Source organism: Escherichia sp. 93.0816, from assembly GCF_013368855.2.
GTDB classification, from domain to species: domain Bacteria; phylum Pseudomonadota; class Gammaproteobacteria; order Enterobacterales; family Enterobacteriaceae; genus Escherichia; species Escherichia ruysiae.
In genome coordinates this window covers 1-26,062 of sequence record NZ_JABWNC020000035.1, presented here as the reverse complement: position 1 = coordinate 26,062, position 26,062 = coordinate 1, and the positions used below count along the sequence as shown (strand labels likewise).

Annotated in this window: 19 protein-coding genes; 11 read left to right on the top strand and 8 right to left on the bottom strand. The window is 53.0% G+C overall.

All coding sequences use genetic code 11. From position 1 onward, the window contains the following. Nucleotides 1-262: 262 nt before the first annotated feature. From gldA to ptsP, 3 genes are read right to left on the bottom strand one after another with little or no spacing between them, the layout of a single operon-like run. Nucleotides 263-1,366: a bifunctional L-1,2-propanediol dehydrogenase/glycerol dehydrogenase gene (gldA, locus tag HEM79_RS21375; RefSeq protein ID WP_000373988.1), complete on the bottom strand. Its 1,104-nt coding sequence runs from the start codon at nucleotides 1,364-1,366 to the stop codon at nucleotides 263-265. Nucleotides 1,367-1,376: 10 nt separating this feature from the next. Beyond that, entirely contained in the window at nucleotides 1,377-2,039 is a 663-nt protein-coding gene (gene fsa / locus HEM79_RS21370; RefSeq protein ID WP_176242493.1) for a fructose-6-phosphate aldolase, read from the bottom strand. Between the two features lie 11 nt (nucleotides 2,040-2,050). After that, nucleotides 2,051-4,552 (bottom strand): phosphoenolpyruvate--protein phosphotransferase, encoded by a 2,502-nt coding sequence (gene ptsP, locus HEM79_RS21365; RefSeq protein WP_001185143.1) that lies wholly within the window; start codon nucleotides 4,550-4,552, stop codon nucleotides 2,051-2,053. Nucleotides 4,553-4,860: 308 nt separating this feature from the next. Between ptsP and HEM79_RS21360 the strand changes: the two genes are divergently transcribed. The 5 genes from HEM79_RS21360 to HEM79_RS21340 are packed head-to-tail and all read left to right on the top strand — an operon-like array spanning nucleotide 4,861 to nucleotide 9,810. Further along, nucleotides 4,861-5,940 (top strand): PTS fructose transporter subunit EIIC, encoded by a 1,080-nt coding sequence (locus tag HEM79_RS21360; protein ID WP_001004466.1) that lies wholly within the window; start codon nucleotides 4,861-4,863, stop codon nucleotides 5,938-5,940. 14 nt (nucleotides 5,941-5,954) lie between these two features. Continuing rightward, nucleotides 5,955-6,275 (top strand): PTS fructose-like transporter subunit IIB, encoded by a 321-nt coding sequence (locus HEM79_RS21355; protein ID WP_000161265.1) that lies wholly within the window; start codon nucleotides 5,955-5,957, stop codon nucleotides 6,273-6,275. Between the two features lie 50 nt (nucleotides 6,276-6,325). Continuing rightward, nucleotides 6,326-8,623: a formate C-acetyltransferase gene (locus HEM79_RS21350; protein ID WP_176242491.1), complete on the top strand. Its 2,298-nt coding sequence runs from the start codon at nucleotides 6,326-6,328 to the stop codon at nucleotides 8,621-8,623. Further along, a complete protein-coding gene (locus HEM79_RS21345; RefSeq protein ID WP_176242489.1) occupies nucleotides 8,589-9,467 on the top strand; it encodes a [formate-C-acetyltransferase]-activating enzyme in 879 nt (292 codons plus the stop codon). The genes HEM79_RS21350 and HEM79_RS21345 overlap by 35 nt, the downstream gene beginning before the upstream one ends. A gap of 1 nt (nucleotide 9,468) precedes the next feature. Next, nucleotides 9,469-9,810: a PTS fructose-like transporter subunit IIB gene (locus HEM79_RS21340; protein WP_000323855.1), complete on the top strand. Its 342-nt coding sequence runs from the start codon at nucleotides 9,469-9,471 to the stop codon at nucleotides 9,808-9,810. Here HEM79_RS21340 and HEM79_RS21335 read toward each other — a convergent pair. From HEM79_RS21335 to argE, 4 genes are all read right to left on the bottom strand, one after another. Beyond that, on the bottom strand, nucleotides 9,797-10,648 hold the full coding sequence (locus HEM79_RS21335; RefSeq protein ID WP_000274606.1) for an AraC family transcriptional regulator: 852 nt from the start codon (nucleotides 10,646-10,648) through the stop codon (nucleotides 9,797-9,799). The two genes, HEM79_RS21340 and HEM79_RS21335, sit on opposite strands and share 14 nt — an antisense overlap. A gap of 162 nt (nucleotides 10,649-10,810) precedes the next feature. Further along, complete coding sequence (locus tag HEM79_RS21330) at nucleotides 10,811-12,544, bottom strand: phosphoethanolamine transferase CptA (RefSeq protein WP_176242487.1); 1,734 nt, start codon at nucleotides 12,542-12,544, stop codon at nucleotides 10,811-10,813. Nucleotides 12,545-12,724: 180 nt separating this feature from the next. Continuing rightward, complete coding sequence (gene ppc, locus HEM79_RS21325; RefSeq protein ID WP_001005563.1) at nucleotides 12,725-15,376, bottom strand: phosphoenolpyruvate carboxylase; 2,652 nt, start codon at nucleotides 15,374-15,376, stop codon at nucleotides 12,725-12,727. A 350-nt stretch (nucleotides 15,377-15,726) separates the two neighbouring features. Then, entirely contained in the window at nucleotides 15,727-16,878 is a 1,152-nt protein-coding gene (argE, locus tag HEM79_RS21320) for an acetylornithine deacetylase (RefSeq protein WP_176242485.1), read from the bottom strand. 153 nt (nucleotides 16,879-17,031) lie between these two features. On the opposite strand from argE, the gene argC reads away from it, so the two are divergent. The 6 genes from argC to oxyR all read left to right on the top strand — a co-directional run bounded on the left by argC (nucleotide 17,032) and on the right by oxyR (nucleotide 24,470). Next, nucleotides 17,032-18,036 (top strand): N-acetyl-gamma-glutamyl-phosphate reductase, encoded by a 1,005-nt coding sequence (gene argC / locus HEM79_RS21315; RefSeq protein ID WP_176242482.1) that lies wholly within the window; start codon nucleotides 17,032-17,034, stop codon nucleotides 18,034-18,036. A 7-nt stretch (nucleotides 18,037-18,043) separates the two neighbouring features. Then, nucleotides 18,044-18,820 carry an acetylglutamate kinase gene (argB, locus tag HEM79_RS21310; RefSeq protein WP_001605002.1) on the top strand — a complete coding sequence of 259 codons (777 nt, stop codon included), beginning with the start codon at nucleotides 18,044-18,046 and terminating at the stop codon, nucleotides 18,818-18,820. 60 nt (nucleotides 18,821-18,880) lie between these two features. Continuing rightward, complete coding sequence (gene argH / locus HEM79_RS21305; RefSeq protein ID WP_176242480.1) at nucleotides 18,881-20,254, top strand: argininosuccinate lyase; 1,374 nt, start codon at nucleotides 18,881-18,883, stop codon at nucleotides 20,252-20,254. Between the two features lie 482 nt (nucleotides 20,255-20,736). Next, nucleotides 20,737-21,951 carry a D-mannonate dehydratase ManD gene (gene manD / locus HEM79_RS21300; RefSeq protein ID WP_176242478.1) on the top strand — a complete coding sequence of 405 codons (1,215 nt, stop codon included), beginning with the start codon at nucleotides 20,737-20,739 and terminating at the stop codon, nucleotides 21,949-21,951. Nucleotides 21,952-22,017: 66 nt separating this feature from the next. Next, entirely contained in the window at nucleotides 22,018-23,301 is a 1,284-nt protein-coding gene (locus tag HEM79_RS21295; RefSeq protein ID WP_176242476.1) for an MFS transporter, read from the top strand. A gap of 251 nt (nucleotides 23,302-23,552) precedes the next feature. After that, nucleotides 23,553-24,470 (top strand): DNA-binding transcriptional regulator OxyR, encoded by a 918-nt coding sequence (oxyR, locus tag HEM79_RS21290; protein WP_001025945.1) that lies wholly within the window; start codon nucleotides 23,553-23,555, stop codon nucleotides 24,468-24,470. Here the strand turns inward: oxyR and sthA are convergent. Then, nucleotides 24,453-25,853: a Si-specific NAD(P)(+) transhydrogenase gene (gene sthA, locus HEM79_RS21285; protein ID WP_001120821.1), complete on the bottom strand. Its 1,401-nt coding sequence runs from the start codon at nucleotides 25,851-25,853 to the stop codon at nucleotides 24,453-24,455. The two genes, oxyR and sthA, sit on opposite strands and share 18 nt — an antisense overlap. Nucleotides 25,854-26,062 lie beyond the last annotated feature (209 nt).

Sequence of the window (26,062 nt, the reverse complement as noted above, 5' to 3'; positions counted from 1 at the left end):
TCCCTGAAAGGGCGAGGGGGAAAACCGTGCCCTCAGTGACGAATGAGCCAGTTTGGCAGCAATTTCCAACACCCGGACAACGCAGGTGTTTCAGACGGGCGACAATGTATAAAACGTGCCCGGACGGTCCCCTCGCCCCTTTGGGGAGAGGGTTAGGGTGAGGGGAACAAACCAGCTCCGGCGCGACCCCGGCAAGGGGGAATACCGTGCCCACTTTGCCTGCAATCTCAAACTCCCGGACAAGCCGGGAGTTTGGCATAGGTTATTCCCACTCTTGCAGGAAACGCTGACCGTACTGGTCGGCTACCAGCAGTGCGGCGTAAACCTGATCTGGCGTTGCGCCGCCTGGCATGTTGTGAATAGTTTCACCTTCAGCACAAGATGCTTCCGCTACAATCCGCATTTTCGCAGGGATATCTTCTTTAATATCCAGTTGCGCCAGGGTAATTGGCAGACCAACGGCATGACACAGCGCCGCGACGGTTTCGATTTCCTCAACCGGCGCGTTTTCCAGCACCAGCTGTGTCAGCGTACCAAACGCCACTTTTTCGCCGTGATAATAGTGATGCGCGTCCGGGATAGCGGTCAGGCCGTTATGCACCGCGTGCGCCGCCGCCAGACCACCGCTTTCAAAGCCCACGCCGCTCAAATAGGTGTTCGCTTCAATCACGCGCTCCAGCGCCGGAGTCACCACATGCTGTTCGGCGGCGAGCATCGCTTTTTCGCCTTCTTCCAGCAGGGTGTTGTAGCACAGTTCAGCCAGCGCCAGCGCGGCCTGGGTGCACTTGCCGCCCGCCATGGTGGTCGCGCCACTGCGAGAGCAGGCACGTGCTTCAAACCAGGTTGCCAGCGCATCACCGATACCCGCCGCTAACAGACGTGCAGGTGCGCCAGCAACGATTTTGGTGTCGACAATGACGCGTTCCGGGTTGTTCGGCAGCAGCAGATAGCGGTCAAACTCACCATCATCGGTGTAGATAACAGACAATGCGCTGCACGGTGCGTCGGTAGAGGCGATAGTCGGTGCGATCGCTACCGGAACACCCATGAAATGTGCCAGTGCTTTGGCGGTATCGAGAGTTTTTCCGCCACCGATACCGAGAATTGCGCCACACTGCGCAGTCTCCGCAATGCCGCGCAGACGGTCGATCTCATTTTGCGAACATTCACCGCCAAACGGCGCAATTTCTACTACCAGTCCAGCATCTTTAAAGCTTTTCTCGACAGTGGATTGAGCAAAGCCTAAAACAAATTTGTCACCCACCACTAACCAGCGTTCCGCCAGCGGCTTCAGGTATTCGCCCAGACGATTAATGACATCTGCGCCCTGGATGTATTTACCCGGTGATTGAATAATGCGGTCCATAATTGCTCCTTTAGAGATGAGTAGTGCCAAATGCGGCATTCCAGTCGTGTTCGAACTTCTCTATAGCTGACTCTACCGCAGGCGTGTTGAGCATTTGTTGCGCTACATCTAAGGGCAGGGTGATGGATTCACATCCTGCCAGCAAACAATCCAGCGCCTGACGCGGTGTTTTAAAGCTGGCAGCCAGCACCATGCTTTCTGGCGCGTGCATTTCCAGCAATGCTTGCAACTCCTGAACCGTGCGAATACCGTCACCGCCCTGGGCGTCTACGCGGTTAACATACGGAGCAACGTATTTGGCGCCTGCCAGCGCGGCTAATAACCCTTGTGCGGCGCTGTACACTGCGGTGCCAAGCGTAGTAATACCTTCTTTTTTCAGTATTTTAATTGCTGCCAGACCTTCGGCGGTTACCGGGATTTTCACCACGATGCCCGGAATGGCGTCGCGCAGACGCTTCGCTTCTTCCACCATACCCTGCGTGTCACGACTCATGGTCTGAGCAAACAGAATGCCCTCATCACCAATCGCTTTTTGCAGACGCGGCAGCACTTCCCAGATGGACTCCTTGCTGGCAGCGATAATGCTCGGGTTAGTTGTCACCCCGGCAATCGGGAATATGCGTGCCAGACGTTCAACTTCTGCGACGTTAGCGGTGTCCAGATACAGTTCCATGATGTTTCCTTTTAAAGTTCCAGTTCATGTTGCAGCAGGCTGGCGATAGCGTCGGCAGAGGCGGCGTTAACCAGCGCGTTACGGAATTCTTCGTGCATGATGCGGCGAGCGAGGCGCGAGAAAATGCGCATATGCTGATCTCCCGCAGCGTGTTTGTTCAGGGTTAACATAATGATGAATTGCGCTTCATCATCGCCCCAGCGTACCGGTGCTGCCAGACGCGCCACGCTGATGGTGGACTGCTCAATATGTTCCGATTTGCTGTGCGGAATAGCGAAACTAAAGCCCAGACCGGTAGAGAAAACGGCCTCGCGCGCCCACAAGTCGGCTTCCAGTTTACGCGGATAGCGGCAGCGCCCTGCCAGTAGCAGGTTATCGGTCATGCCTTTCAGCACTTCTTCTTTGCTGCGCCAGTCGCTTTCCAGCGTGATGCACTCAGCGGTGACCAGCGGTGCGTCCTGTTGTGTCATGCGGAATTGTGCCAGCAGGTGTTCCACTTCCAGCGAAGTACGGCAGGCCATCGCCTGGTTAAGTAACTGGCGGCATTCGCGGCTATCAAGTTGCGCCATCCGCGCTTTTGCTGCCGGAATTGACGGCGCGCTCATGCTGAGTTCATCCAGCCCTAAACCGACCAGCAGCGGCAGCACGGAACCTTTCGCCCCCAGTTCACCGCACAGACCAATCCATTTGCCCTGGCGATGCACCGCCTGCACAGCGTAATCGAGCGCCCGCAAGAATGCCGGATTCAGGCTGTTGTAGTGACGGGTGACTTTGGCGTTATCGCGATCCACTGCCAGCAGATATTGCGTCAGGTCATTACTACCAATACTAAAGAAATCAATCTCTTCGCAGCACTGATCGATGATGAACATCACCGACGGTACTTCCAGCATGATGCCGAGCTGGATCTTCTCATCAAACGGAATGTGTTCGTTACGCAGTTGCTGTTTAGCTTCTGCCAGTTTTTCTTTCACCCATAAGATCTCTTCCATTGAGGAGATCATCGGGATCATGATTTTCAGGCTGCCGTGAGCAGAGGCGCGCAGGATAGACCGTAGCTGCGTGGTAAACAGCGAGGCGTACTCTTCATAAATACGCACGGCGCGATAACCGAGGAACGGGTTAGCTTCTGCGGGAATGTTCAGATAATCAACGGGTTTGTCGCCGCCAATGTCCATGGTACGCACAATAATGCTGCGCCCGTTGGCGGACTCCAGCGCCTGACAAAAAATGTTGTACAGCTCGCTTTCGCCCGGTGCGCTGGTGCGGTCCATATAGAGCATTTCAGTGCGGAACAGGCCAACACCTTCCGCGCCATTGCCAAATGCGGCCTGCGCTTCCACGGAGTGGGCGATGTTAGCGGCAATTTCAATGCGGATACCGTCAGCGGTGCGGGCTTGCTGGGTCAGCCAGACACGTTGCTGCTCACGCAGGGCGTCCTGTACGCGGGCTTCTTGTTGATAATAACGCGCTACCGCGTCTGTCGGTTCGACCACAATCGCCCCGGCGTTGCCGTCGATATAAATCGTTTGATGCTGCCACGGAGTAAGCGTGTCGATGTCCACGCCAACCAGCGTCGGAATGTTGAACGAACGGGCAAGAATTACCGTATGTGACGTGGTGCCGCCGCTTTTGAGTAACAAACCTTTGAGGTGATTTTTATCCAGTTCGAGGAACTGGCTGGGGGTCAGTTCATCCGCCATACAAATGGCAGGCTGCGTCAGCTTGCCCGGTGCCGGGAAGCGTTGTTCACCGTAAATTTGCTGGAGTAACTGGAAGCAGACGTCGCGCACATCCAGGGCACGCTCTTGCAGGTAGCTGCTGCTGGAACGGGCGAACTCTTCGCAAAAGTGATTCGCACTGGCAACAATCGCTTCGGCGCAGCTTAATCCCTCGCTGACGCCTGCCAGTAGGTGTTGACGCAGCGAAGTGTCACCTGCCAGTGAGCGGTGTGCCTCCAGAATCGCGCTGGTGGCGCCGTCGCTATCCAGCAGACGAAACTCAATGTTTTTCATCACCAGCGTCAGGCCGTTTTCCAGCGCGGATTGCTCGGCGTCAACGTCTTTGGCTGCGGGAAGATTACCCAGCGCGTTGAGATCTAAAGAAGAGATCGGCGTCAGAATGCCACCTGCGCTACCGCTGCATACGGTGCGGGCGCGGATAATTCGCGGATTCAGGTTGGTCAGTGAAACCGGCAACGGCTCCAGTTCGTCAGATTTAACTTCCGCCAGTGGCGCGTCACAGTGGGGAAATTCATCGCGCAGCCATTGGCTTAAACGCTGGTGCGCTTCCTGTTCGTCTGCCCCGGAAATCAGTAACTGGCAGTTATCGCCCACCAGCGTGTCGGTGCCAATCAGCGCCAGGGCGCTTTTGGCGTTGCCTTTGCGATCGGTGCGCAGGTTATGCCACTCAATTTGTGATGAAAAAGTATTACACAGCGTTTCAACGTGGCTTGCCGGACGTGCATGTACGCCGTTAGGTAGCTCACAAATAAATTCTACAATCAGGGCCATTGCCTTTCTCCCGGTACGGTTTTCTGTTTACAGGATAAGAGTGCATGGCAACGGCCTGCCATGTGACAAAACTGCCAAAAGCTGGACAAATGTAATGTAACCGCCAATTTGCGACGCGTCTCACAAGACGCATCACTCCGGCATGATTCCGAGTTAACGCAAGTTATGAGGCGGATCGCATTTTTGTACAGACATTACAAAAATCCAGTAAATGGCCTTTTTATCCACTGTTTGCCCTGCCTGCGATTGCCTATTGTTTCTGCCATCAAAAATATGGACATGGGCTTTACTAAGCCCGGGAGCGACTTATGAATGAGTTGGTGCAGATCCTGAAAAATACCCGTCAGCACTTAATGACGGGCGTTTCACACATGATTCCCTTCGTGGTATCGGGCGGTATTTTGTTGGCGGTTTCCGTCATGTTGTATGGCAAAGGCGCAGTGCCGGATGCCGTAGCCGATCCGAATCTGAAAAAACTGTTTGATATCGGCGTCGCGGGTTTGACGCTGATGGTGCCTTTCCTCGCCGCTTACATCGGTTATTCCATTGCTGAACGCTCTGCGCTGGCTCCGTGCGCTATTGGTGCCTGGGTTGGTAACAGTTTTGGCGCGGGCTTCTTTGGTGCGCTGATCGCCGGGATTATCGGCGGCATCGTGGTGCATTACCTGAAGAAAATTCCGGTGCATAAAGTTCTGCGTTCTGTCATGCCAATCTTCATCATCCCGATCGTCGGCACACTGATTACCGCTGGCGTCATGATGTGGGGGCTGGGCGAGCCAGTGGGTGCGTTGACCAATAGTCTGACCCAGTGGCTTCAGGGGATGCAGCAGGGCAGCATTGTTATGCTGGCGGTGATCATGGGATTGATGCTGGCGTTCGATATGGGCGGCCCGGTTAACAAAGTGGCTTATGCATTCATGCTGATTTGCGTTGCTCAGGGGGTTTATACCGTGGTGGCCATTGCCGCTGTGGGTATTTGTATCCCGCCGCTGGGTATGGGGCTGGCGACGTTGATTGGTCGTAAAAATTTCTCCGCTGAAGAGCGCGAAACCGGCAAAGCGGCGCTGGTGATGGGGTGCGTTGGCGTCACCGAAGGGGCGATTCCTTTCGCCGCTGCCGATCCGTTACGCGTGATCCCTTCCATCATGGTCGGTTCAGTTTGTGGCACGGTGACCGCAGCAATGGTCGGCGCGCAGTGCTATGCAGGCTGGGGTGGTCTGATTGTGCTGCCGGTGGTTGAAGGTAAGTTGGGTTATATCGCGGCAGTGGCTGTCGGGGCGGTTGTGACGGCAGTCTGCGTGAACGTACTGAAAAGTCTGGCGCGTAAAAATGGGTCTTCGACTGATGAGAAGGAAGACGACCTGGATCTGGATTTTGAAATTAATTAATTGAGGAACGAGCCATGACGAAAATTATTGCAGTAACCGCATGTCCTTCAGGTGTTGCCCATACCTATATGGCTGCAGAGGCGCTGGAAAGTGCCGCGAAAGCGAAAGGCTGGGAAGTGAAAGTAGAAACCCAGGGCTCGATCGGTCTGGAAAATGAACTGACTGCTGAAGACGTGGCGAGCGCCGATATGGTGATTCTGACCAAAGATATCGGCATCAAGTTTGAAGAGCGTTTTGCTGGCAAGACCATCGTGCGCGTCAACATCAGCGATGCAGTAAAACGCGCTGATGCCATCATGAGCAAAATTGAAGCTCACCTGGCGCAAACCGCTTAAGTTCTTATCCCGCCCGCAAGGGCGGGTTCGCTTTCCTACAGGAGTTCCTCATGACGAATCGTATCTCTCGCCTTAAAACTGCACTGTTTGCCAATACCCGTGAAATCTCGCTGGAGCGTGCGCTGCTTTATACCGCCAGCCATAAGCAAACCGAAGGCGAACCGGTGATTATTCGTCGGGCAAAAGCCACAGCGTATATCCTGGAACACGTTGAAATTTCGATTCGTGATGAAGAACTGATTGCCGGTAACCGCACCGTAAAACCTCGCGCCGGGATTATGTCGCCGGAAATGGACCCTTACTGGCTGCTGAAAGAGCTAGATCAATTCCCGACGCGACCGCAGGATCGCTTCGCCATCAGCGAAGAAGATAAACGTATCTACCGCGAAGAGTTGTTCCCGTACTGGGAAAAACGTTCGATGAAAGATTTCATCAACGGGCAGATGACGGATGAAGTAAAAGTCGCAACCAGCACGCAGATTTTCAGCATCAACCAGACGGATAAAGGCCAGGGGCACATCATTATTGATTACCCGCGCCTGCTGAATCACGGGCTGGGTGAATTGGTGGCGCAGATGCAGCAACATTGCCAGCAACAGCCGGATAATCACTTTTATCAGGCCGCGCTGTTACTGCTGGAAGCTTCACAAAAACACATTTTGCGTTACGCCGAACTGGCGGAAACGATGGCGGCAAACTGCACCAATGCCCAGCGTCGTGAAGAACTGCTGACTATTGCAGAGATCTCCCGCCATAACGCGCAACATAAGCCGCAGACGTTTTGGCAGGCGTGCCAGTTGTTCTGGTACATGAACATCATTCTGCAATACGAATCCAACGCCAGTTCGCTGTCGTTAGGGCGCTTTGACCAGTATATGTTGCCGTTCTATCAGGCATCATTAACCCAGGGCGAAGATCCGGCGTTCCTGAAAGAATTGCTCGAATCTTTATGGGTGAAGTGCAACGACATCGTGCTGTTACGCTCCACCAGCAGCGCGCGCTATTTTGCGGGATTCCCGACCGGCTATACCGCACTGCTCGGCGGTTTAACGGAAAACGGACGTAGCGCTGTGAACGTGCTTTCGTTCCTCTGCCTCGACGCCTATCAAAGCGTACAGTTGCCGCAACCGAACCTGGGGGTGCGCACTAACGCCTTGATCGACATGCCGTTCCTGATGAAAACCGCAGAAACCATTCGCCTCGGCACCGGTATTCCGCAAATCTTTAACGATGAAGTGGTGGTGCCAGCGTTCCTCAACCGAGGCGTTTCGCTGGAAGATGCGCGCGACTATTCCGTAGTGGGCTGCGTAGAGTTGTCTATTCCTGGCAGAACCTACGGCTTGCATGACATCGCAATGTTTAACCTGCTGAAAGTGATGGAAATCTGCCTGCATGAAAATGAAGGTAATGCCGCACTGAGCTATGAAGGTTTGCTGGAACAGATCCGCGCCAAGATCAGCCACTACATCACTCTGATGGTTGAAGGCAGCAATATTTGCGATATCGGTCACCGTGACTGGGCGCCAGTGCCGCTGCTTTCGTCGTTTATCAGCGATTGTCTGGAAAAAGGCCGCGATATTACCGATGGCGGCGCGCGTTATAACTTCTCCGGCGTACAGGGGATAGGTATCGCTAACCTGAGCGATTCTCTCCATGCGTTGAAAGGGATGATTTTTGATCAACAGCGTTTAAGTTTTGACGAATTGTTGTCGGTATTAAAAGCCAACTTCGCAACGCCCGAAGGCGAAAAAATCCGCGCTCGCTTAATTAACCGCTTTGAGAAATACGGCAACGATATCGACGAGGTGGATAACATCAGCGCCGAACTGCTGCGCCATTACTGCAAAGAAGTGGAAAAATACCAGAACCCGCGCGGTGGCTACTTCACGCCGGGATCGTATACCGTTTCTGCTCACGTCCCGTTGGGATCGGTGGTTGGCGCGACGCCAGACGGTCGTTTTGCCGGGGAGCAACTGGCAGACGGTGGCTTGTCGCCAATGCTGGGCCAGGACGCACAAGGGCCAACGGCGGTACTGAAGTCAGTCAGTAAGCTCGATAACACGCTGCTTTCTAACGGTACATTGCTGAACGTGAAATTCACTCCGGCGACCCTGGAAGGTGAAGCGGGATTACGCAAACTGGCCGACTTCTTACGGGCATTTACCCAGCTTAAGTTGCAGCATATTCAGTTTAACGTGGTGAATGCCGACACGTTGCGGGAAGCCCAACAGCGCCCACAGGACTATGCCGGGCTGGTGGTGCGCGTTGCCGGATATAGCGCCTTCTTTGTCGAACTGTCGAAGGAGATCCAGGATGACATCATCCGCCGGACAGCGCATCAGCTGTAACGTTGTAGAAACGCGCCGCGATGACGTGGCGCGCATTTTCAACATTCAGCGTTATTCGCTGAATGACGGTGAAGGCATTCGCACGGTGGTCTTTTTTAAAGGCTGCCCGCATCTTTGCCCGTGGTGTGCTAATCCGGAGTCGATCTCCGGCAAAATCCAGACGGTACGCAGAGAGGCGAAATGTCTGCACTGTGCGAAATGTTTGCGTGATGCAGATGAATGCCCGTCTGGGGCGTTTGAACGGATTGGTCGCGATATCAGCCTTGACGCTCTGGAACGGGAAGTGATGAAAGATGACATTTTCTTTCGCACGTCCGGCGGCGGCGTCACGCTTTCTGGCGGCGAAGTGTTAATGCAGGCGGAGTTTGCTACCCGTTTTTTACAGCGACTGCGGCTGTGGGGTGTGTCATGCGCCATTGAAACTGCCGGAGACGCGCCAGCAAGCAAGCTGTTACCGCTGGCGAAATTGTGCGATGAAGTGTTGTTCGATTTAAAAATTATGGACGCGACTCAGGCGTGGGATGTGGTGAAGATGAACCTGCCACGCGTGCTGGAGAATCTGCGTTTGCTGGTGAGTGAGGGGGTCAACGTGATCCCGCGTTTGCCGCTGATCCCCGGTTTCACGCTCAGCCGGGAGAATATGCAGCAGGCGCTGGACGTGCTGATCCCGCTGAATATCAGGCAGATCCATCTGTTGCCATTTCATCAGTACGGCGAACCGAAATACCGCCTGCTGGGGAAAACATGGTCGATGAAAGAGGTGCCTGCGCCGTCGTCAGCTGATGTGGCAACGATGCGCGAAATGGCAGAACGAGCCGGATTTGAGGTTACCGTGGGGGGGTAAAATGGCATACCTGGTGGCAGTAACCGCCTGCGTCAGCGGCGTGGCACATACTTATATGGCGGCAGAACGGCTGGAAAAATTATGCCAGCAAGAGAAGTGGGGCGTCAGCATTGAAACCCAGGGGGCGCTGGGAACGGAGAATCGTTTAGCGGACGAGGATATCCGTCGGGCAGATGTCGCGTTGTTGATTACGGATATCGAGCTTGCCGGTGCCGAGCGATTTGAACATTGTCGCTATGTTCAGTGTGGTATCTACGCATTCCTGCGAGAGCCGCAGCGGGTGATGAGCGCGGTACGAAAAGTGCTTTCTGCGCCGCAGCAAACCCATCTTATTCTGGAGTAGTTGGTTTCTCTGTCAGTTGGCTGTGGTATTGCCGACGATACTCCGACGGCGAGCGTTCGGTGTTTTTACGAAACAGGCGGCAGAAGTAGTTGCTGTCGACGAAGCCGCAGGCGTGCGCCACTTCTTTTACCTTCAGGTCATAGCCTTTCAACAACGTTTTTGCATGTTCCAGCCGTGTATGATTCAGGTATTCGTTAAAGCCCGTCGCACCCGTTTTTTGAAACAGGTGGGAGAGGTAATTTGGCGAAATATAGAATGCCTGCGCGACAGATTCACGGGTTAGCGCGGAGGCATAGCGTTCATCGATATAATCACGAATCGCTTCAAATAGTGCCTGGCTGCGTGAGGCGGTCTGGATTTGGCTGCCGAGCAAGTCGCGGCAGTGGCTAAGCAGACTCGCGACGATAAGCCTTGCCGTTTGCTGCTCCTGTGGCTGCATTTGCATTTCATTGAGTGTTTGCAACAAGAATGAACCAATGCGCGGGCCGCGTCGGGCGACGTGCTGCTTTGCCAGATTTTGGTATTGCTTTCCATCCCATTGCACGACGCTGAAGCCGAGTTGCTGTTTGCCAAACAGCACGCTGAAGGTGGTGGCGGGTGTTTGCCATTGCGGGAAGTTCCAGCCGCCAGCGGGAACGTATAGTACATCGCCGGGAACTAACGTTGCGCCAGCACCGGTATCAACAAACTCACCTTCCAGCACAATTTCCAGCCGTGGAAAATCGACCCGATATGCGAGATCGGGAGCCGGACCGTTGGTGCAGGCAAAGTAAATCTGGCGCAGCGACAGCGGGCCGTTTATCAGGCGGGAGAGCAGATAGCTGACGTCGTGATACATGTTATTCCCTTAGGTATGTAGACGGGAAAACAGTAACTGGCATTATGAAAAAAGGCCACCTGAAAAGTGTGGCCTGATGAGAGTTCGATGTAAACATTGCGGCAGTTGTATTGCCGGATGCGGCGTAAACGCCTTATCCGGCAAATAGCACCTGGCTGATAATTACTGATTACCCACCTGATCGCCATACGGCAGAGTGTCGTAATCGATCAGCGCATTTTTCTTATACGGGTTGCCAATCCAGCGGGTGGTTTCTTTGAACTGCGGGTTCACCACCGAACGGGTTGGATCGTAACCGTCGTAAGATAAGCCCGCCAAATCCGACCAGGTGTGGATCAGTTCTGCCAGGCTGTATTTACGATCGACATCCTGCGAGAAATCACGCGGATGAGTCGCCTGCCATTTTTCCGACGTCCACAGCAGGAACGGAATGGTGTACATGTGGCGCGTCGGGTTATCTTCGTTACGCCCCTGGGTTTTGTGCGGCGGCGTGTCGTAAACCTCTTCACCATGGTCAGAGAAGTAAACCAGGAAACCGTTCGGATCGGTCGCTTTAAAGTCTTTAATCAGGCTGGCAACCACATGATCGTTATACAGGTTAGCGTTGTCGTAATCGTTATACGACTCCAGCTCTTCCGCGCTTAATCCTGGTGGGACATGATCGGTATTGCCATCAAACTTGCCCTGATCTTCCGGGTAACGGTACTTGTATTTGATATGTGTACCCAGCAGATGAACGATGATCAGTTTCTTCGGCGCAGGATCCTTCAGCACTTCCTGGAACGGCTTCAGCACGTTAGTGTCGTATTCACGCGCACTCTGCGTACGTTGCTGGTTCATGTAGTACTGCTTGTCGGTCTGGCGCGAAAATACCGTCAGCATGGTATTGCGGGCGGTCATCGTCTGCTGGTTGGTGATCCAGAAGGTTTTATAACCCGCCTGTTTCATCATGTTCATCAGCGACGGCTGCGTCAGATACAGGTCAGGGTTCTTTTCGTTGGCAAAAGTCAGCGCCTGTTGCAGGATTTCAATGGTGTACGGACGAGACGTAACCACGTTATTAAACACGGTCAGATTCGGATCGGTTTTATGCAGCGCATCCAGTTCCGGCGTGGTCTCGCGCGGATAACCGTACAGACTCATGCGCCCGCGCTGGGTTGACTCGCCAATCACCATTACCAGGGTGCGTGGTTCGTTGCCCGATTCATCTTTGAAATTAGCCAGCGGTGGTAATGCATTATTTTCATTCAGCAGCTTCGTCAGCGAGTTAAGTTGCTGGCGATACTGATAATAACCAGTCAGGAATTGCCACGGCGCGGCAGGCTCCATGCGCGATGCCAGGTTATTCAACGTTTTCTCAAACGGCTTGTTTTTGATAAACGTATTCATGGCGATCGGATGCAGAATCAAACCGTAAAGCAGGGCAAAAGAGACGATATAACGCCACGGCTTCGGAATATAGACCGGGCGCAGGCGTGTCCACAGCAGAACTGCCACCGCCGTATAGGCCAGTGCGATAAGCACAATCTTCAGGCTGAAATACTGGCTTAAATACTCGCTGGCTTCGTTGGTGTTGGTTTCAAACATCACAAACAGAACGCTCTGCGAGAACTCCTGACCGTAGATGACGTAGTAGCACAGCGCCGCCAGAGAGGCCGCCCACAGCACCACGCCGATCACTGCGGCAATAATTTTAATCCGCTTCGGAAAGAGGAATACCGGGATCAACCACAGCGAACTGAACAGCAGTGAGTCGCGAATGCCGTTGGTGCCGCTGTAGCCGCTGATGTAAATAATGGCCTGTAACAGGGTAGAGAAAAACCAAAAGTAGAGCAGTGCCCAACCCAGGGCTTTCCAGCTAAAAAGGGGTTTAGTCTGGACTTCAGTGGAATGCATAGTAAGAACCCGTTTTGGATAATAGCGCCGAATGTAAGGACAAAACCTTAAGGATATCTGAAGGGATATCCAGAATCTGGGTGAAATGCAGACAGAAATATATTGAAAACGAAGGTGTTAGAACAGAAGTATTTCAGAAAACCCTCGCGCTATTGCACGAGGGTTGATAGAGGATGGGGGTTAGCCAGTATTACGCATACCTGCTGCAATTCCGGCAATAGTGACCATCAACGCTTGTTCGACGCGGGGATCCGGCTCCTGGCCTTCTTTTTCTGCCTGGCGGGAGCGGTGCAGCAACTCTGCCTGCAGTACGTTCAGCGGGTCAGTGTATATATTTCGTAGCTGAATAGACTCGGCAATCCACGGTAGATCGGCCATCAGATGGGAATCGTTGGCAATTGCCAGCACCACTTTGATGTCTTCTTCTTGCAGATTGCGTAACTCTTTACCTAACGGCCACAGCTCTTTGTCGACCAGGCGTTGGTCATAGTATTCCGCCAGCCACAGGTCTGCTTTGGCGAAGACCATTTCCAGCATTCCCAGACGCGTTGAGAAGAACGGCCAGTCGCGGCACATGGCTTCCAGTTCGCTCTGTTTGCCGTCTTCGACCACTTTTTGCAGCGCAGTACCCGCACCCAGCCAGGCTGGGAGCATCAGGCGGTTTTGCGTCCAGGCGAAGATCCACGGAATTGCGCGCAGTGATTCGACGCCGCCGGTCGGGCGACGTTTCGCCGGGCGTGAACCTAACGGCAGTTTGCCCAGTTCCTGTTCCGGCGTGGCGGAGCGGAAGTATGGAACAAAGTCTTTGTTTTCACGCACATAACCACGGTAGAGATCGCAGGAGATGACCGAAAGTTCATCCATAATGTGACGCCAGCTCTCTTTTGGCTCCGGCGGTGGCAGCAGGTTGGCTTCCAGAATCGCCCCGGTGTACAGCGACAGGCTGCTGACCGTGATTTCTGGCAGACCGTACTTAAAGCGGATCATCTCGCCCTGTTCGGTCACGCGCAGGCCGCCTTTCAGGCTTCCTGGCGGTTGCGATAGCAGCGCCGCATGAGCCGGTGCGCCGCCGCGACCAATAGAACCACCGCGACCGTGGAACAGCGTCAGTTCAATACCCGCTTTTTCGCAGGTTTTGATTAACGCATCCTGTGCCTGATATTGCGCCCAGGAAGCCGCCATCACGCCCGCATCTTTTGCCGAGTCGGAATAGCCAATCATCACCATCTGTTTGCCCTGAATCAGGCCGCGATACCAGTCGATATTCAGCAACTGGGTCATGACATCGTTGGCGTTGTTCAGGTCATCGAGAGTTTCAAACAGCGGTGCGACTGGCATCGCAAATCCAATACCTGCTTCTTTCAACAGCAGGTGAACGGCCAGTACGTCGGACGGCGTTTTCGCCATTGAGATCACGTAGGCGGCAATCGAACCTTGCGGCGCTTCGGCAATCACCTGGCAGGTATCAAGCACTTCGCGCGTTTCGGCGCTTGGTTGCCAGTTGCGTGGCAGAAGCGGACGTTTGGAGTTCAGTTCGCGGATCAGGAACGCCTGTTTGTCGGCCTCTGACCAGCTTTCGTAGTCGCCGATGCCGAGGTAGCGGGTCAGTTCACCCAGTGCTTCAGTATGACGGGTGCTCTCCTGACGGATATCAATACGCACCAGCGGTACACCGAAACATTTCACGCGGCGCAGAGTGTCGAGCAGATCGCCGTTGGCGATAATGCCCATACCACACGCCTGAAGGGACTGGTAGCAAGCGTAGAGCGGCTCCCACAGTTCTTCGTTCTGCGTCAGCAGACCTTCCGGCTTCGGCAGTTCTTCACCTTTCAGGCGCGCTTCCAGCCATGCCTGGGTTGCCATCAGGCGGGAACGCAGGTTTTTCATCAGATAGCGATACGGTTCTGCGGCACCTTCTTCGCCGACCAGCGCCAGCAGTTCAGGGGTTGCTTCAACCATCGACAGTTCAGAAACCAGCACCTGAATATCTTTCAGGAACAGGTCGGTTGCTTTCCAGCGGCTGAGCAGAAGTACGTGACGGGTAATGTCTGCGGTGACGTTCGGGTTGCCGTCGCGGTCGCCGCCCATCCACGAGGTAAAACGCACCGGAACAAATTCGACGGGCAGTTTGTAGCCGAGATTCTCTTCCAGTTGTTCGTTCAGTTCGCGCAGGTAATTCGGTACGCCTTGCCACAGGCTGTTTTCTACTACGGCAAAGCCCCATTTGGCTTCATCTATCGGGCTTGGGCGCAGCTTACGGATTTCATCGGTATGCCATGACTGGGCGATCAACTGGCGCAGGCGGCGCATCAGTTGGTTGTGTTCGTAGTCGGCGATATCTTTGTTGTCGAGCTGTTTTAAGCACGCGTTCACTTCCACCATTTTGTGGATCAGTGTACGGCGGGTAATTTCGGTTGGGTGCGCAGTGAGAACCAGTTCCAGCGACAGTGATTCCACCGCTTTTTTGATGGTGTCTTCGCTCAGTTCCGGCTGGTTTTTCAGTTTACGCAGGGTGCGGGCGATCACTTCCGGGTTGCTGGCAGCCTCGCCTTTCGGCGAAATGCTGTGGTATTGCTCGGCGGTGTTGGCCAGGTTCAGGAACTGACTAAACGCACGCGCAACGGGCAGCAGCTCGTCGTTCGACAAATTTTGTAAGGTGGTGAGCAACTCCTGGCGGTTAGCATCATTGCCAGCGCGTGAAGATTTGGACAACTTACGGATAGTTTCTACGCGTTCAAGAATGTGTTCTCCCAACGCATCCTTGATGGTTTCTCCCAGCACTTTGCCGAGCATACTGACATTACTACGCAATGCGGAATATTGTTCGTTCATATAACCCCAGACACCCCATCTTATTGTTTGAAGCCCGGTATCCTTCACGTCGCATTGGCGCGAATATGCTCGGGCTTTGCTTTTCGTCGTCTTTTATAAAGCCACGTAAAAGCGGTGACGTCAAATGCTGCGAAATCGCTTCAGCAAACGAATAACTAGCAGGAATTTACGCCATTAAATTCACGATGATTTAAATAAGCGTAACTTATGGGAATGTTAAAAAATCACCATACATAACACCAAAGGTGTAGGTCGGATAAGATGCGCAAGCATCGCATCCGACATTATTGTGGCACTGGAGTTTGGTAACAGTGCCGGATGCGGCGCGAGCGCCTTATCCGGACTACGTTTTAATGCCAGCAAAAATGGTGAATCACCTGGGTGATCAGCTCACGGGTGGGCTTGATAAACCGTGTCTCCAGATATTCATCAGGCTGATGAGCCTGATTAATTGAGCCTGGACCCAACACCAGCGTCGGGCATAACGTCTGAATAAACGGTGCTTCGGTACAGTAGTTCACCACTTCGGTCTTTGCACCGAGTAATTTCTCAACCACTTCAACCAGTTGATGATTCGGCGGGCACTCGTAACCAGGGATCGGCGGATGCAGCTCTTCGACCGTCAGACGACCCGGCCAGCGTTCGCTCACCGGAGCCAGCGCGTCGTTGAGTAAACCATTAAGTTCATTGAGCGTCATGCCAGGCAACGGACGAATATCCATATGCAACTCGCAGCAAGCGCAAATACGGTTAGAGGCGTCGCCGCCGTGAATATGCCCAAGGTTGAGCGTGGGATATGGCACGGTAAACGCTTCATAGTGATAACGTTCTTTCAGGTTATCGCGCAATTGCAAAATATGACCGATGGCGTCGTGCATCAGTTCGATAGCGTTAACTCCGCGCGACGGATCGCTGGAATGCCCCGACTGACCCAGAATGCGAATGGCGTTAGAGATGTGGCCTTTATGCGCGCGTACCGGTTGTAGCGACGTCGGTTCGCCAATGATGGCGCAATCCGGGCGCAGGGCGGTGGTTTCGGCAAAATAACGCGCTCCTGCCATACTGGTTTCTTCATCGGCAGTCGCCAGAATGTAGAGCGGTTTTGCCAGCTTCGTGACGTCGACATCGCGTAGCGCATCGAGGATAAACGCAAAGAAGCCTTTCATGTCGGCGGTGCCTAAGCCGTAAAGTTTGCCGTCATGCTCTGTCAGTGCAAACGGATCGCGCGTCCAGCGACCATCATCAAACGGCACCGTATCGGTATGACCCGCCAGCAGCAAGCCGCCAGCCCCCTGCCCGCAACTGGCCAGCATATTAAATTTGTTGCGAGTTCCTGGCACAGGCTGCACTTCCACATTGAAGCCCAAATCTTTAAACCAGCCCGCCAGCAGAGTGATTAAATCTGCATTGCTTTGATCGAGTGCCTCTTCCGTGGCGCTTATTGAAGGTGTGGCAATCAGAGCACGGTAAATCTCGATAAATGGCGGTAATTTGTTTTTCATTGTTGACACACCTCTGGTCATGATAGTATCAATATTCATGCAGTAATTGTGAATAAAAATACACTAACGTTGAGCGTAATAAAACCCACCAGCCGTAAGGTGAATGTTTTACGTTTAACCTGGCAACCAGACATAAGAAGGTGAATAGCCCCGATGTTGAATACGCTGATTGTGGGTGCCAGCGGCTACGCTGGCGCAGAGCTAGTGACCTATGTAAATCGCCATCCGCATATGAACATAACCGCTTTGACTGTTTCAGCGCAAAGCAATGATGCGGGAAAGTTAATCTCCGATTTGCATCCGCAGCTAAAAGGCATCGTTGATCTGCCGTTGCAGCCGATGTCGGATATCAGCGAGTTTAGCCCAGGGGTGGACGTGGTGTTTCTCGCCACCGCCCATGAAGTCAGCCACGATTTAGCACCGCAATTTCTTGAAGCGGGCTGCGTGGTGTTTGACCTTTCCGGCGCGTTTCGTGTTAACGACGCCGCCTTCTATGAAAAATATTACGGCTTTACCCATCAATACCCGGAACTGCTGGAACAGGCCGCTTATGGTCTGGCGGAGTGGTGCGGCAATAAATTAAAAGAAGCGAACTTAATTGCGGTGCCGGGGTGTTATCCGACGGCGGCACAACTGGCGCTGAAACCGTTGATTGATGCCGATCTTCTCGACCTCAGTCAGTGGCCGGTGATTAACGCCACCAGCGGTGTGAGCGGAGCGGGACGTAAGGCAGCGATTTCAAACAGCTTTTGTGAAGTTAGCCTGCAACCGTATGGTGTCTTTACCCATCGCCACCAGCCGGAGATCGCCACGCATCTCGGTGCTGACGTTATCTTCACCCCGCATCTGGGCAATTTCCCGCGCGGCATTCTCGAAACCATTACTTGCCGCCTGAAGCCTGGCGTGAACCAGGCGCAAGTCGCGCAAGCGTTACAGCGGGCGTATGCCCATAAACCGCTGGTACGGTTGTATGACAAAGGTGTTCCGGCGCTGAAAAATGTCGTCGGGCTGCCGTTCTGTGATATCGGGTTTGCCGTTCAGGGCGAGCATCTGATTATTGTGGCGACCGAAGACAATTTATTGAAAGGTGCGGCGGCACAAGCGGTACAGTGCGCCAATATTCGTTTCGGTTATGCGGAAACGCAGTCTCTTATTTAAGGGTGCAATCATGAATCCATTAATTATCAAACTGGGCGGCGTATTGCTGGATAGTGAAGAGGCGCTGGAGCGTCTGTTTAGCGCACTGGTGAATTATCGAGAGTCACATCAGCGTCCGCTGGTGATTGTCCACGGCGGCGGCTGCGTGGTGGATGAGCTGATGAAAGGGCTGAATCTGCCGGTGAAAAAGAAAAATGGCCTGCGGGTGACGCCTGCGGATCAGATAAACATTATCACCGGAGCACTGGCGGGAACGGCAAATAAAACCCTGCTGGCGTGGGCGAAGAAACATCAGATTGCTGCCGTAGGTTTGTTTCTCGGTGACGGCGACAGCGTCAAAGTGACCCAGCTTGATGAAGAGTTAGGGCATGTTGGACTGGCGCAGCCAGGTTCGCCTAAGCTTATCAATACGTTGCTGGAAAACGGTTATCTCCCGGTGGTTAGCTCCATTGGCGTAACGGACGAAGGGCAACTGATGAACGTCAATGCTGACCAGGCGGCGACGGCGCTGGCGGCAACGCTGGGCGCGGATCTGATTTTGCTTTCTGATGTCAGCGGCATTCTCGACGGCAAAGGGCAACGTATTGCTGAAATGACCGCCGCGAAAGCAGAACAACTGATTGAGCAGGGCATTATTACCGACGGCATGATTGTGAAAGTGAATGCGGCGCTGGATGCTGCGCGCACGCTGGGGCGTCCGGTGGATATCGCCTCCTGGCGTCATGCGGAACAGCTTCCGGCACTGTTTAACGGTATGCCGATGGGTACGCGGATTTTAGCTTAAGTTTTGTTGGCCGGAGGCGCAGCTTTCCGGCATTGAATTTCAAAATAAGGAAACAGAGTTATGGCACTTTGGGGCGGGCGTTTTACCCAGGCAGCAGATCAACGGTTCAAACAATTCAACGACTCACTGCGTTTTGATTACCGTCTGGCGGAGCAGGATATTGTTGGCTCTGTGGCCTGGTCCAAAGCCCTGGTAACGGTAGGCGTGTTGACCGCAGAAGAGCAGGCGCAACTGGAAGAGGCGCTGAACGTGCTGCTGGAAGAGGTTCGCGCCAGGCCACAACAAATCCTTGAAAGCGACGCCGAAGATATCCATAGCTGGGTGGAAGGCAAACTGATCGACAAAGTGGGTCAGTTAGGCAAAAAACTGCATACCGGGCGTAGCCGTAATGATCAGGTAGCAACCGATCTGAAGTTGTGGTGCAAAGATACCGTTGGCGAGTTGCTGACGGCTAACCGGCAGTTGCAATCGGCGCTGGTGGAAACCGCGCAAAACAATCAGGACGCGGTAATGCCGGGTTACACGCACCTGCAACGCGCCCAGCCGGTGACTTTCGCGCACTGGTGCCTGGCCTATGTTGAAATGCTGGCGCGTGATGAAAGTCGTTTGCAGGATGCGCTCAAGCGTCTGGATGTCAGCCCGTTAGGCTGTGGCGCGCTGGCGGGAACGGCCTATGAAATCGATCGTGAACAGTTAGCTGGCTGGCTGGGCTTTGCTTCGGCGACCCGTAACAGTCTGGACAGCGTTTCTGACCGTGACCATGTGCTGGAACTGCTTTCTGCTGCCGCCATCGGTATGGTGCATCTGTCTCGTTTTGCCGAAGATCTCATTTTCTTCAACACCGGCGAAGCGGGGTTTGTGGAGCTTTCTGACCGCGTGACTTCCGGTTCATCATTAATGCCGCAGAAGAAAAACCCGGATGCGCTGGAGCTGATTCGCGGTAAATGCGGTCGGGTGCAGGGCGCGTTAACCGGCATGATGATGACGCTGAAAGGTTTGCCGCTGGCTTACAACAAAGATATGCAGGAAGACAAAGAAGGTCTGTTCGATGCGCTCGATACCTGGCTGGACTGCCTGCATATGGCGGCGCTGGTGCTGGACGGCATTCAGGTGAAACGCCCGCGTTGCCAGGAAGCGGCGCAGCAGGGTTACGCGAACGCCACTGAACTGGCGGATTACCTGGTGGCGAAAGGCGTGCCGTTCCGCGAGGCGCACCATATCGTGGGTGAGGCGGTGGTGGAAGCCATTCGTCAGGGCAAACCGCTGGAAGAGCTGCCGCTCGCCGAGTTGCAGAAATTCAGCCAGGTGATTGGCGAAGATGTCTATCCGATTCTGTCGCTGCAATCGTGCCTCGACAAGCGTGCGGCAAAAGGTGGTGTTTCACCGCAGCAGGTGGCACAGGCGATTGCTTTTGCAAAGGCTCGGTTAGGGTAACGCTCCCCTGAGAATGGGGAGTTTGCCTGATGCGCTTTGTTTATCATGTCTACGTAGTGTTGCACTTTGTAGGCATGATAAGACTCGACAGCGTCGCATCAGGCAGTATTCTGTTGACCTTAAATTTAACGCCCAACCAGAACCATTATTTGTCACATGCCTTTTTATTCTTGCTTTACTCTCCCTATAAAAATCATTTTTAAATACACCAGGCGATACACGGTTTAATTAATTGAATATAATTAATTTCTATTGTTGTGTTTATTTTCAAGATTGATGGTATTTATTATGTGATTATTTAACACGTTGTTTTAACGATGATGATTAATAGTGTAGGTCAAGTTTGAGGATATTTTTGCTCCTCGGCGGAAATTTTTATTTTTAATGTGATCACGGTTGAATAATCACTTTTTCTCTCTTGTATGGTAGTAGGCGTAAAATTAAGTTTGAAGCGTCTATTTACAACACAGGAGATTGCAATAATGAAAATTATTGCTGCGGACGTTTTTGTTACTTGCCCCGGGCGTAATTTCGTTACGCTTAAAATAACCACTGAAAGCGGACTTTGTGGGCTGGGAGATGCCACGTTAAATGGTCGCGAATTGTCGGTCGCTTCTTATCTGAAAGATCATCTTTGCCCACAATTAATTGGCCGCGATGCCAGCCGTATCGAAGATATATGGCAATTCTTTTATAAAGGCGCTTACTGGCGACGTGGCCCCGTCACGATGTCGGCCATTTCTGCCATTGATATGGCGTTATGGGATATCAAAGCGAAAGCAGCCAATATGCCTTTGTATCAACTGCTTGGCGGTGCTTCTCGTGAGGGCGTGATGGTTTATTGCCATACCACTGGGCGCACGATTGATGAAGTCCTTGAAGACTATGCGAAGCATCAGCAGATGGGCTTTAAGGCGATTCGTGTGCAGTGCGGTGTGCCTGGGATGCAAACCACCTATGGCCTGGCGAAGGGCAAAGGGCTGGCGTACGAACCGGCAACCAAAGGCCAGTGGCCGGAAGAGCAGTTGTGGTCGACGGAAAAATATCTCGATTTCACGCCGAAGTTATTCGAGGCGGTGCGCAATAAGTTCGGTTTTAACGAACATCTGTTGCATGACATGCACCATCGCCTTACCCCCATCGAAGCGGCGCGTTTTGGAAAGAGCATTGAGGATTACCGCCTGTTCTGGATGGAAGATCCAACGCCTGCCGAGAATCAGGAATGTTTCCGTTTGATTCGCCAGCATACCGTGACGCCGATTGCGGTCGGTGAAGTGTTTAACAGTATCTGGGACTGCAAGCAGTTAATCGAAGAGCAGTTAATTGACTATATTCGCACGACGATTACCCATGCAGGCGGCATTACCGGAATGCGGCGGATTGCTGATTTCGCATCGCTTTATCAGGTACGTACCGGTTCGCACGGTCCTTCTGATTTATCGCCCATTTGCCATGCGGCGGCGCTGCATTTTGACCTCTGGGTGCCAAACTTCGGCGTGCAGGAGTACATGGGCTATTCCGAACAAATGCTTGAAGTCTTCCCGCATAGCTGGCGCTTCGATAAGGGTTATATGCACCCGGGCGACGCGCCTGGGCTGGGTATTTCTTTCGATGAGAAACTGGCGGCGAAATATCCGTATGACCCGGCGTATCTCCCCGTCGCACGACTGGAAGATGGCACATTGTGGAACTGGTAATAACGGTTCGCTTAATTATTTTCTGAATAGTCATCAAATCGATTAATTCCGCTCAAGGAGCTAAAAATGGACGTTGATGTGTCAACCAGTGTTGCGGGTAATAAACCGCAACGGATTCGTCGTATTCAGACAGTGACCCTGGTTTTATTATTTATGGCGGGGATCGTTAATTTTCTCGACCGTTCGTCATTGAGCGTGGCAGGCGAAGCGATTCGTGGCGAGTTAGGATTATCGGCGACAGAGTTTGGTTTTTTGCTTTCTGCATTTTCTCTGTCTTATGGTTTTTCACAACTTCCTTCCGGTATTTTGTTAGACCGCTTTGGTCCACGAATAGTCTTAGGCGCAGGCTTAATATTCTGGTCATTAATGCAGGCATTAACAGGAATGGTTAATTCTTTTAGCCACTTTATTTTAATGCGTATTGGGTTGGGTATTGGCGAAGCACCGTTTATGCCTGCGGGGGTGAAATCTATTACCGACTGGTATGCACAAAAAGAACGTGGCACGGCGCTGGGGATTTTTAACTCATCTACCGTTATCGGTCAGGCCATCGCGCCTCCTGCTCTTGTATTGATGCAACTGGCATGGGGCTGGCGGGCGATGTTCGTTATCATCGGCGTGGCGGGGATTCTGGTTGGGATCTGCTGGTACGCGTGGTATCGCAATCGGGCGCAGATTGTCCTGACCGACGAAGAACGGACGTATCTCTCCGCGCCGGTTAAACCGCGTCCACAGCTGCAATTTAGCGAGTGGCTGGCGCTGTTTAAGCACCGGACAACGTGGGGGATGATTTTAGGTTTCTCTGGCGTTAACTATACCGGTTGGCTCTACATCGCGTGGTTACCCGGCTATTTGCAGGCTGAGCAAGGTTTCAGTCTGGCGAAAACGGGCTGGGTGGCGGCGATTCCTTTCCTCGCGGCGGCGGTCGGGATGTGGGTTAACGGTATTGTTGTCGATCGACTGGCGAAAAAAGGCTACGACCTGGCGAAGACGCGTAAAACGGCTATTGTCTGCGGTTTGATGATGTCGGCATTAGGAACGTTGCTGGTAGTGCAATCTTCCTCGCCTGCGCAAGCGGTGGCGTTTATCTCAATGGCGCTGTTCTGTGTGCATTTTGCGGGAACATCTGCATGGGGACTGGTGCAGGTAATGGTGTCAGAAACAAAAGTGGCTTCCATCGCCGGGATTCAAAACTTTGGTAGTTTTGTCTTTGCTTCCTTTGCCCCGATCGTAACCGGTTGGGTAGTGGATACCACGCACTCGTTTAATCTGGCGCTGGTTATCGCGGCCTGTGTGACCTTCACCGGTGCGCTGTGTTACTTCTTTATCGTCAAAGATCGCATTGAGTAAGTCTGGCAGCCTGGCCCTCCGCTGGAGGGTCGGAATAAATAAAAAAAAGCGGATCCTGGAGATCCGCAAAAGTTCACGTTGGCTTTAGTTATTCGAGTTGAGAAACTCTCGAAACGGGCAGTAACTTCAAGGGTTAAAGAGGTGCCGCTCCGTTTCTGTGAGCAATTATCAGTCAGAATGCTTGATAGGGATAATCGTTCGTTGCTATGCTACCTATCGCCATGAACTATCGTGGCGATGGAGGATGGATAATGAATATTCGTGATCTTGAGTACCTGGTGGCACTGGCCGAACACCGCCATTTTCGGCGTGCGGCAGATTCCTGCCACGTTAGCCAGCCGACGCTTAGCGGGCAAATTCGTAAGCTGGAAGATGAGCTGGGTGTGATGTTGCTGGAGCGGACCAGCCGTAAAGTGTTATTCACCCAGGCGGGAATGCTGCTGGTGGATCAGGCGCGTACCGTGCTGCGCGAGGTGAAAGTCCTTAAAGAGATGGCAAGCCAGCAGGGCGAGACCATGTCCGGGCCGCTGCACATCGGTTTGATTCCTACGGTCGGACCTTACCTGCTACCGCATATTATCCCGATGCTGCACCAGACTTTCCCGAAGCTGGAAATGTATCTGCATGAAGCGCAGACCCATCAGTTACTGACGCAACTGGATAGTGGCAAACTCGACTGCGTGATCCTCGCGCTGGTGAAAGAGAGCGAAGCATTCATTGAAGTGCCGTTGTTTGATGAGCCAATGCTGCTGGCAATCTACGAAGATCATCCGTGGGCCAACCGCGAATGTGTACCAATGGCCGATCTGGCAGGGGAAAAACTGCTGATGCTGGAAGATGGTCACTGTTTGCGCGATCAGGCGATGGGCTTCTGCTTTGAAGCGGGGGCGGATGAAGATACACATTTCCGTGCGACCAGCCTGGAAACGCTGCGTAATATGGTGGCGGCAGGTAGTGGCATCACCTTGCTGCCCGCGCTGGCAGTGCCGCCGGAGCGCAAACGCGACGGCATTGTCTATCTGCCGTGCATTAAACCTGAACCGCGTCGCACTATTGGTCTGGTTTATCGTCCTGGCTCACCGCTGCGTAGTCGTTATGAACAACTGGCAGAGGCCATCCGCGCAAAAATGGATGGCCATTTCGATAAAGCGTTAAAACAGGCGGTTTAAGCCGTTTAGTGCCGCTACCCGATAGGCTTCCGCCATGGTCGGGTAGTTAAAGGTGGTGTTAACGAAGTACTCAATGGTGTTGCCGCCACCTTTCTGTTCCATAATCGCTTGACCGATATGAATAATTTCGGCAGCGCGCTCGCCAAAGCAATGGATCCCCAGAATCTCTTTCGTTTCCCGATGGAACAAAATTTTCAGTGTGCCCACGTTCATGCCAACGATTTGCGCTCGCGCCAGATGTTTGAACTGGGCGCGACCCACTTCATACGGCACTTTCATCGCGGTCAGCTGCTGTTCGGTTTTACCGACTGAGCTGATTTCCGGGATGGTGTAGATGCCGGTAGGGATATCTTCAATCAGATGCGCGGTGGCTTCACCTTTCACCAGCGCCTGCGCGGCAATGCGCCCCTGGTCGTAGGCAGCCGACGCCAGGCTTGGATAGCCAATCACATCGCCCACCGCGTAAACATGCGGCTGCGCGGTTTGATACATGCTGTTGACCTTAAGCTGACCACGACTGTCAGTTTCCAGACCAATATTATGCAGTGCCAGCGAATCGGTATTACCGGTGCGGCCGTTGGCATAGAGCAGGCAGTCGGCTTTTAGTTTCTTGCCTGATTTCAGGTGCATGATTACGCCGTCGTCGCAACCTTCAATCTTCTCGTACTCTTCGTTGTGACGAATTACCACACCGCTGTTCCAGAAGTGATACGAGAGAGAATCTGACATCTCTTGATCAAGAAACGCCAACAAACGATCGCGGGTGTTGATCAGATCCACTTTCACATCCATTCCACGGAAGATCGATGCGTATTCACAGCCGATCACTCCAGCACCGTAAATAAGCACGTGGCGCGGTTCGTGATGCATGCTAAGAATTGAGTCGCTGTCGTAAATGCGCGGATGGGTAAAATCAACGTCTGCTGGATGATATGGGCGAGAACCGCAGGCAATAACAAATTTTTCTGCGGTCAGCGTTTCGACCGTACCGTCCGGGCAATCCAGCGCCAGCGTGTGTTCGTCAACAAAGCGGGCGTTTCCCTGCAATATTTCACAGTGATTACGTTCGTAAAATCCCTGACGCATACGTGTTTGTTGATTAATCACGTTATCGGCATGGTTAAGGATATCGGCAAAAGAAGAGCGGAGCAGTCGCGAATGGTCGCTGTAAAGTGGGTTTTGATTAAATTCTATAATGCGGCTGACGGCGTGACGGAGAGCTTTCGACGGGATGGTGCCCCAATGGGTGCAACCGCCGCCAACATTTTGATAACGCTCGATAACTGCGACGCGCGCACCTTGCTTAACCAGACCCATTGCAGCGCCTTCGCCGCCGGGGCCGGAACCTATTACTATGGCATCGTAATCGTAGGAATGTGGCATGGTAGGGCTTACCTGTTCTTATACATAAAAGCAACAGAATGGTAACATTTTATCGCGGGTAAGCCAATTGATCCCCGTCATTTATCCGGCTATATCGTGAGCGGCCTTTGTGTTGTCTGCCCCTTTTTCATTTCATTATTTCACTATTAATCACTTTTTCTTGTGACTGGCAGTTTTATCTTGCCGAAGTGTGCTTTTTTGTTATTGTC